At 61.2% G+C, this 7,229-nt stretch carries 8 protein-coding genes and 1 pseudogene; 6 read left to right on the top strand and 3 right to left on the bottom strand.

Translation table 11 applies throughout. From position 1 onward, the window contains the following. Together E0F99_RS27875 and E0F99_RS27880 are read right to left on the bottom strand one after the other, a co-directional pair. Positions 1-1,494 (bottom strand): class I adenylate-forming enzyme family protein (locus E0F99_RS27875; RefSeq protein WP_130909054.1); only part of this gene is annotated, 1,494 nt, incomplete at its 3' end. Between the two features lie 3 nt (positions 1,495-1,497). Next, positions 1,498-2,676, bottom strand: a complete 1,179-nt coding sequence (locus E0F99_RS27880; protein ID WP_130909055.1) for an acetyl-CoA acetyltransferase — start codon at positions 2,674-2,676, stop codon at positions 1,498-1,500. 130 nt (positions 2,677-2,806) lie between these two features. Here E0F99_RS27880 and E0F99_RS27885 point away from each other — a divergent pair, with 130 nt between their 5' ends. From E0F99_RS27885 to mntP, 4 genes are all read left to right on the top strand, one after another. Further along, a complete protein-coding gene (locus tag E0F99_RS27885) occupies positions 2,807-3,394 on the top strand; it encodes a LuxR C-terminal-related transcriptional regulator (RefSeq protein WP_083358772.1) in 588 nt (195 codons plus the stop codon). Positions 3,395-3,461: 67 nt separating this feature from the next. Next, positions 3,462-3,695, top strand: a complete 234-nt coding sequence (locus tag E0F99_RS30760; RefSeq protein WP_232000075.1) for a Clp protease/crotonase-like domain-containing protein — start codon at positions 3,462-3,464, stop codon at positions 3,693-3,695. Continuing rightward, entirely contained in the window at positions 3,692-3,829 is a 138-nt protein-coding gene (locus E0F99_RS30765) for a hypothetical protein (protein ID WP_232000076.1), read from the top strand. Before E0F99_RS30760 ends, E0F99_RS30765 begins: the two co-directional genes overlap by 4 nt. Before the next feature lie 210 nt (positions 3,830-4,039). Next, the gene (gene mntP, locus E0F99_RS27895; protein ID WP_083358773.1) at positions 4,040-4,603 is read left to right on the top strand and encodes a manganese efflux pump MntP; all 564 of its coding nucleotides are present in this window, start codon (positions 4,040-4,042) and stop codon (positions 4,601-4,603) included. Between the two features lie 139 nt (positions 4,604-4,742). Here mntP and E0F99_RS27900 read toward each other — a convergent pair whose 3' ends face one another. After that, complete coding sequence (locus tag E0F99_RS27900; protein ID WP_083358774.1) at positions 4,743-5,810, bottom strand: NAD(P)-dependent alcohol dehydrogenase; 1,068 nt, start codon at positions 5,808-5,810, stop codon at positions 4,743-4,745. A 100-nt stretch (positions 5,811-5,910) separates the two neighbouring features. Here E0F99_RS27900 and E0F99_RS27905 point away from each other — a divergent pair. After that, positions 5,911-6,213, top strand: a pseudogene (locus tag E0F99_RS27905) (alpha/beta fold hydrolase); the annotation flags it as partial. Positions 6,214-6,354: 141 nt separating this feature from the next. Continuing rightward, positions 6,355-7,229 (top strand): zinc-binding dehydrogenase (locus E0F99_RS27910; protein ID WP_130909056.1); only part of this gene is annotated, 875 nt, incomplete at its 3' end.

Consider the following 7,229-nt stretch of genomic DNA (forward strand, 5'->3'; position numbering starts at 1 on the left):
CAAGTCGGTCTTGAGGATTTTGCCGTAGCTGTTCTTGGGCAACTCGCTGCGGAACAGGTACTTCTTGGGTTTTTTGAACGACGCCATGCGCTGCACAAACCAGGCGCTCAGCTCGGTTTCGTCGAGCGCATCCCCGCTGCGTGTCACCACAAACGCCACCACCGACTCGCCCCACTGCGCATCCGCCTCGCCGACCACACACACCTCGAACACTTCAGGATGCTGCGCCAGTACTTCCTCGACTTCACGCGGATACACGTTGCTGCCGCCGGTAATGATCACATCCTTGGAACGATCCGTCAGGGTCAGGTAGCCGGCCGCGTCGAGAAAACCGATATCGCCGGTCAACAGCCAGCCCTCCACCAAGGTCTGGCGCGTGGCTTCGGGGTTGCGCCAGTAGCCGTGCATCACCGTGGCGCCGCGCACGGCAATTTCGCCGTGCTCACCGGTGGGCACCGGCTGCTGCTGTGCGTCAAGAATGCGGATTTCGACACAGGATTGCGCGTGGCCGACCGAGGCGGCCAGGGTTGCCCAGCCCGCTCGCTGGCGGTCGGCAATCAGCGCGCGGGGCAATACACTGATGGTCATCGGGCTTTCGCCCTGCCCGTAGATCTGCACCAGTCGTGGGCCGAAGACATCAATGGCGTCACACAAGTGCGCGAGGTACATCGGGCCGCCACCGTAGACGATGGTCTTGATGCCTTCGCCGCCATAGCCCTGACGGCGCGCCTGTTCGACCATGCGCTTGACCATGGTTGGCGCGGCAAACAGCGAAACATTCCCCAACAAGGTGGCCAGCCCGAACAGCTCGGCCGCGTCGAAACCACCGGACACCGGCACCACATGCCGCGCGCCGCAGCGCACGTGAATGAAGTTATACAGCCCGGCGCCGTGGGACATCGGCGCGGCATACAACGCCGCGTCGTCGGAGCTGACCGGGTCGACATCGGTGGGGTAACACAGCGACATCGCGATCAAGTTGCTATGGGACAGCATCACGCCCTTGGAACGTCCGGTGGTACCGGAGGTGTAGAACAGCCAGGCGAGGTCCTGATCCTGGCGCGGCACCGGTTGCTCCAAGGTCGGCCAGCCACGGGTCGGTGGCAGGGTGTGACCGTCGAGTTCCTTGCAGCGTTGGGGCAAGTCCCGCGACGCCGAAAACACTCGACCGCCATCAGTAAAGATCAAACGGGCCTCGGCGTTATCGGCGATCCACGCTGCCTCGGCGGGGTGCAATTTGGCGTTGATCGGCACGACCACTCCCCCCATCCACCAGATGGCGTAGAGCAACTCCAGATAGTCGCAGCTGTTCTTCATCAGCACGGCGACCGTATCACCTGCCGCCAGGCCGTGTTGGTCTACCAAGTGCGCGGCGCGTTGGCGCACATGGGCGGCAAAGGTGGCGTAGTCGGCTACTTGCCGCGTGCCCTCGAATAATGCCGGGCGCTGCGGGTCGCGGCGCTGGGTGTCATGCAACCAGTTGGCGATGTTCATGGCTCAGCTCCGGCGCGCGTGCAGGACCGAGGCGTAGTTGGCCACGGCCATGCCGCCCATGTTGAACACCAGGCCGAACTCCGGGTTAGGCACCGACAGGCCGATCGGCTCGCCGGTCAACTGGCGGAACGCCAAGGCATGCATCGAGACACCGGTGGCGCCCACCGGATGCCCCTTGGCCTTGAGCCCTCCGGAAAGGTTCACCGGCAGCCGCCCGCCCGCGCGCACTACGCCGCTGTCGAGCACGCGATGGCCCTCACCTTTGGGTGCCAGGCCCATGGCTTCGTAGATCAGCAGTTCGGCGATGGTGAAGCAGTCATGCACCTCGGCGAAACTCAGGTCGGCCAAGGTGATATTGGCCCCGCGCAGCGCCGAGTGAATCGCCCGTTGCGGGCCTTCAAAGGCCAGGATATCGCGCTGGGCGATGGGCAGGCAGTCGTTGACTTGCGTCATTGAGCAGATCTGCACATCGCGGCGAAACGCCCGCGCACGCTTAGGCGAGGCCAGGATGATCGCGGCGGCGCCGTCGCTGATCAACGAGCAATCGGTCAGGCGCAGTGACTCCGCCACAAACGGGTTGCTCTTGGACACATTGTTGCAGTGCTCAAAATCCATCACCCGGTGCATCTGTGCCAACGGGTTGGCCATGGCATTGGAGTGGTTCTTGGTGGCGATGGCCGCCATCGAGCCCAACGGGCAGTGGTAGCGCTCGGTGTACTGGCGCGCCGCACGGCCGAACAACTGCGGGAAACTCAAGCCGGCTTCAGCCGGGTCGTTCTGGTAGCCCGCGCCGGCCAGGGCCCGGGTGACCTCGGCGGTGGACGTGTGGGTCATCTTCTCGGCGCCCACGACCAACACCAGTTCGGCGCTGCCGGAAAGAATCGCATGGACCCCAGCCTGAATCGCCGCCGAGCCGGACGCGCAGGCGTTTTCACAGCGGGTAGCCGGCTTGAAGCGCAGGCCCGGGTCAGCCTGCAACAACAAGGACGCGGCGAAACCGTCAGGCACCAGCCCCGCGTTGAAGTGGCCAAGGAACAACGCGTCGATTTCTGACGCATCAATGGCTGCGTCCGTCAGGGCTTCGCGAGTGACCTGTACGATCAGATTCTCAAGGGTGGTGCCTTCAAGGCGACCAAAACGCGAATGACCGGCGGCAACAATGGAGACGCAATCAGCTGGCATAATCAATTTCTTCTGTTTTTGGTGCGGACATTTACCTACAATGACGCACCGCCGGGCGCTCGCCAATTCGTGTAACTACTTACATGGATAAGTAGCCCAAGGTGAGAAAAGCAACGAGGCAGGATGCCCAATGAACGCGTTTACGCAGCAGCTCCAAGATCTCGAACGCCTGGCGTTTCAGCTCTCCCCCGCCCCGCAACTGGTCACCCGCAACCGTGTGATGGTCGATTGCAATGAGGCCTTCCTGCAGTTGTTCGGCTATTCGCGCGACGAATTGGTCAACCAGCTGACCCTGCTGATCTATCCGTCCCAAGCCGACTATCACGCCATCGGCAAGCGCAGTCATGACTGGTTGCTGGAGAGCGAGAACGGCTTCTACTCCGACGAACGCTTCATGCAGCACAAAAACCGCGAGGTGTTCTGGGCCAAATCCCACGGCTACACCCTCACGCCCAACGACCCCTTCAAGCTGATGATCTGGCACTTCGAACGCCTGGACCGCACCCACCAAGGCACCGGGGACCTGACGCCACGGGAGCGGGAAGTGGCCATGCACATCGTCAACGGCCTCAAATCCAAGGAAATCGCCCAACGCCTGGCAATCTCCCACCGCACGGTGGAGGTGCACAGGGCGCGACTGATGAAGAAGCTCGAGGTGAAAAACATCGTAGAGCTGGTGTCGAAGATGATTTTCGTCGGCGGGCGCGCCTGGTTATAGCCAACCATTACAACCCCCCGTCGAGTGCACCGGCTCCAATCTGCTCACCTGGGACAATGCCGACCCGGTGCAAAGGGGCTTATGGGTACCCTACACCACCAGCGGCCTGCTGCGGTTCTTCAACACCTTGCCGATTCAGGTGCTCAAGGAAATGTTTTTCTGCGCGCAGAAACTCGACGCCGAACGTGCCGAACGCTTCAGCGTAATCAACCGGCCGGCGCCCAGCGACACCCTGCAAGCCACTGCCCTGGAAGACGCCCAAGGCATCGCCCCAAGGCCCCACTGGCGATTGAGGCAGTGAAAGAGCAATTGCGCACCCTCGAAGACCTGCAACCGATGGCCGAGCTGCGGCGCAAAGCCTGCGCCAGTTGGAACGTCGATGAAGGGTTAACGGCATTTGCCGAGCGTCATCCACCGGTATTTGAAGGGCGTTGACGGTTTTTTCATCATTGATCGTCTATGCTGTGGCCCTTCGTTGGGGAGTAACCGGCTTCTGACCTGCTCAGAAGCGTTCGTATCAACATATTCGGCAACCTGCCGTGGTACGAACACCGTTTTGGTTGGTGAGACCAGCGACACATCCATGCCTAACGTCGGGCGTGTGGTTGTGTCGTTGACTCATACAGCCCGACTGGAAGCCTCACCGTGAACCCCATTTCCCTCATTTCCCTCGCCCTGGCCATGTCCACGGACGCCTTTGCGGCGGCCATCGGCAAAGGCTCCAGCCTGCACAAGCCGCGTTTTATCCAAGCCCTTCGCGCCGGTCTGATCTTTGGTGTGATCGAAGCCATTACGCCAATGATCGGCTGGGCGATCGGTCATGCGGCCACCCGCTGGGTGCAAGATTGGGACCATTGGATCGCCTTTACCCTGCTGGTCGCACTGGGGCTGCACATGATTTACAACGGGCTCAAGGTGGACGATGACGAGGTTGAGAAGCCGTCCCAGCACTCGTTCATGCTCCTGGCCGTCACCGCGTTTGCCACCAGTATTGATGCGCTGGCGGTGGGCGTGGGCTTGGCGTTTGTCGACGTGAATATCCTGCTGGCTTCGGCCGCTATTGGCCTGGCGACCATGACCATGGTGACCATCGGCATGATGCTTGGGCGGGTGCTGGGGACAGTGGTGGGCAAGCGGGCTGAAAGGGTGGGTGGCGTGGTGTTGATCCTGGTGGGTGCGACTATTTTGTATGAGCACTTGTCGGCCTGAAGACCTGCACGAAACACCATGTGGGAGCGGGTTTGCTCGCGAGAGCGCAGTGTCAGTCAGACTGATTCATCGACTGGCACACTGCTTTCGCGAGCAAGCCCGCTGCCACCTTAGATCTTCAGTGGTTTAGAGATTGCGTTTAAGCCGCGTGGCTTTCCTTCTTCAAACTCTCCATATCAATCACAAAGCGATACTTCACATCACCCTTAAGCATCCGCTCGTACGCCTCGTTGACGCCCTGAATATCGATCATCTCAATGTCCGAGACAATCTTATGCTTGGCGCAGAAATCCAGCATGTCCTGGGTCTCCTGAATGCCACCGATCAACGAACCCGCCAGGCTGCGGCGCTTGAAAATCAGGTTGAACACCGAAGGCGACGGGTGCGGGCTGTCGGGCGCACCGACCAACGTCATGGTGCCGTCCCGCTTGAGCAGATTGAGAAACGCATCCAAGTCGTGCGGCGCCGCGACGGTGTTGAGAATGAAGTCCAGGCTGTTGACGACCTTGGCCATTTCGTCCGGGTTCTTCGACACCACCACTTGGTCAGCCCCCAAACGCAGCCCATCTTCACGTTTGTTCGGCGAGGTAGTGAATAACGTGACATGCGCGCCCATGGCATGCGCGATTTTTACCGCCATGTGCCCTAGCCCACCGAGGCCGACCACACCGACTTTCTTGCCAGGGCCCACCTTCCAGTGATGCAGGGGCGAGTACGTGGTAATCCCTGCGCACAGCAGCGGCGCCACAGCCGCCAGGTTCGAATCATCGTGGGAGATACGCAGTACAAACTTCGCCTTGACCACGATGCTGTCTGAATAGCCGCCAAAGGTATTTTCGCCGCCGAAGACCGGGCCGTTGTAGGTGCCGGTAAAACCGTTCTCGCAGTATTGCTCCTCGCCCTCGGCGCAGGATGCGCAGTGCTGGCAGCTGTCGACCATACAACCGACACCGGCCAAATCACCGACCTTGAATGTCTTCACATCGGCACCGACGGCGGTGACGCGGCCGACAATTTCATGGCCCGGCACCGAGGGATACAAGGTGTTGTGCCACTCGTTGCGCGCGGTGTGCAGGTCGGAGTGGCACACGCCGCAATAGAGAATGTCGATCTGGACGTCATCGGCCCCTGGCGCGCGGCGTTCGAAGGTAAAGGGCTTGAGTGCATCCTTGGAATCCCGCGCGGCGTAGCTGTAGGTCTTGGCCATTTGGTTCACCTGTTGAACTGACGGTAGAGGTCAGTGGACCGATATAGACGCTGAACCGTTCAACCGAGTACAGGCGTACAAGCCCTTCGTCCGGTGTTACGCCCAGGGCGTACTGACGCAAACCCTGCAAATCGCCCTGATGGCGTCGCTCAAGTCCACCGTGGATTGCGTCACTGCATTCTCTGAGACCGATTGGCGCCCGGACATGGCCAAGATCAACGTGCCGACCCTGGTGATCGACGGTGACGGCGATCAGGTCGTGCTGTTCCAAACCACCGGCAAAGTCGCGGCCGAGATGATCAAGGGCGCACAGTTGAAGGTGTACAAGGATGCGCCGCACGGTTTTGCCGCCACCCACACCCCACAGTTGAACGACGACTTGCTGGCGTTCCTCAAGCGCTGACAACGGAACCTCCCTGTCCTTATCTGGCCGGGTTTTGCCGACCTTCTGTTGTCAGGTGCCGCGCTCCGATAGCATGCTGCTGAACTGGCGACCGCCCGAGGCGGTCCCAACTCATACGCTCATCGCTGCAGGTAATCGCAAATGTCGCTCCCAAAAGAAATGACCCTGATCGAAATCACCGCGCCCGGTGGCCCTGAGGTCCTGCAACCCCGTCGCGCCGACGTGCCAGTGCCAGGCCCAGGCGAGATCCTGATTCGTGTGCACGCCGCCGGCGTCAACCGCCCCGATGCCTTGCAGCGCGCCGGCAAGTACCCGATGAAACCGGGCATGAGCCCGATCCCAGGCCTGGAAGTAGCGGGTGAAGTGGTCGCGCTGGGTGACGGTGTCAAGGAGTACGCACTGGGCGACAAAGTCTGCGCCCTGACCAATGGCGGCGGTTATGCGCAATTTTGCAGCGTACCTGCCAGCCAGGCACTGCCGATCCCCGAGGGCATGGACTGGATTCAAGCCGCCGCCGTGCCGGAAACCTTTTTTACCGTCTGGGCCAACCTGTTCGGCCTTGGCGACGCTCACACCGGCCAAAGCGTGCTGGTCCACGGCGGCACCAGCGGTATCGGCACCACCGCGTTGATGCTCTGCCGCGAGTACGGTATCCAGGCATTCGCCACCGCCGGCAGTGCCGACAAGTGCGCAGCCATTGCCAAGCTGGGCGCCGAGCCGATCAACTATCGCGAACAGGACTTCGCCGAGGTCATCGCGCAGAAGACCGGCGGCAACGGCGTGAATGTGATCCTCGACATCATGGGGGCCTCGTACCTCAACAACAACCTCAAGGCCCTGGGCATGGACGGGCACTTGGTGATGCTGGGTTTCCTCGGCGGTGCCAAGGCCAATGAGGTCGACCTGCTGACCATCCTCGGCAAACGCGCGGTTATCACCGGTTGGCTGCTGCGCGCACGCACCAAAGACGAACACAACGCCATCGCCAAACAACTGCTCGACTACGACTGGCCAGT

Origin of the sequence: Pseudomonas antarctica (genome assembly GCF_900624995.1) — a bacterium.
In the GTDB taxonomy this organism is placed as follows: domain Bacteria; phylum Pseudomonadota; class Gammaproteobacteria; order Pseudomonadales; family Pseudomonadaceae; genus Aquipseudomonas; species Aquipseudomonas antarctica.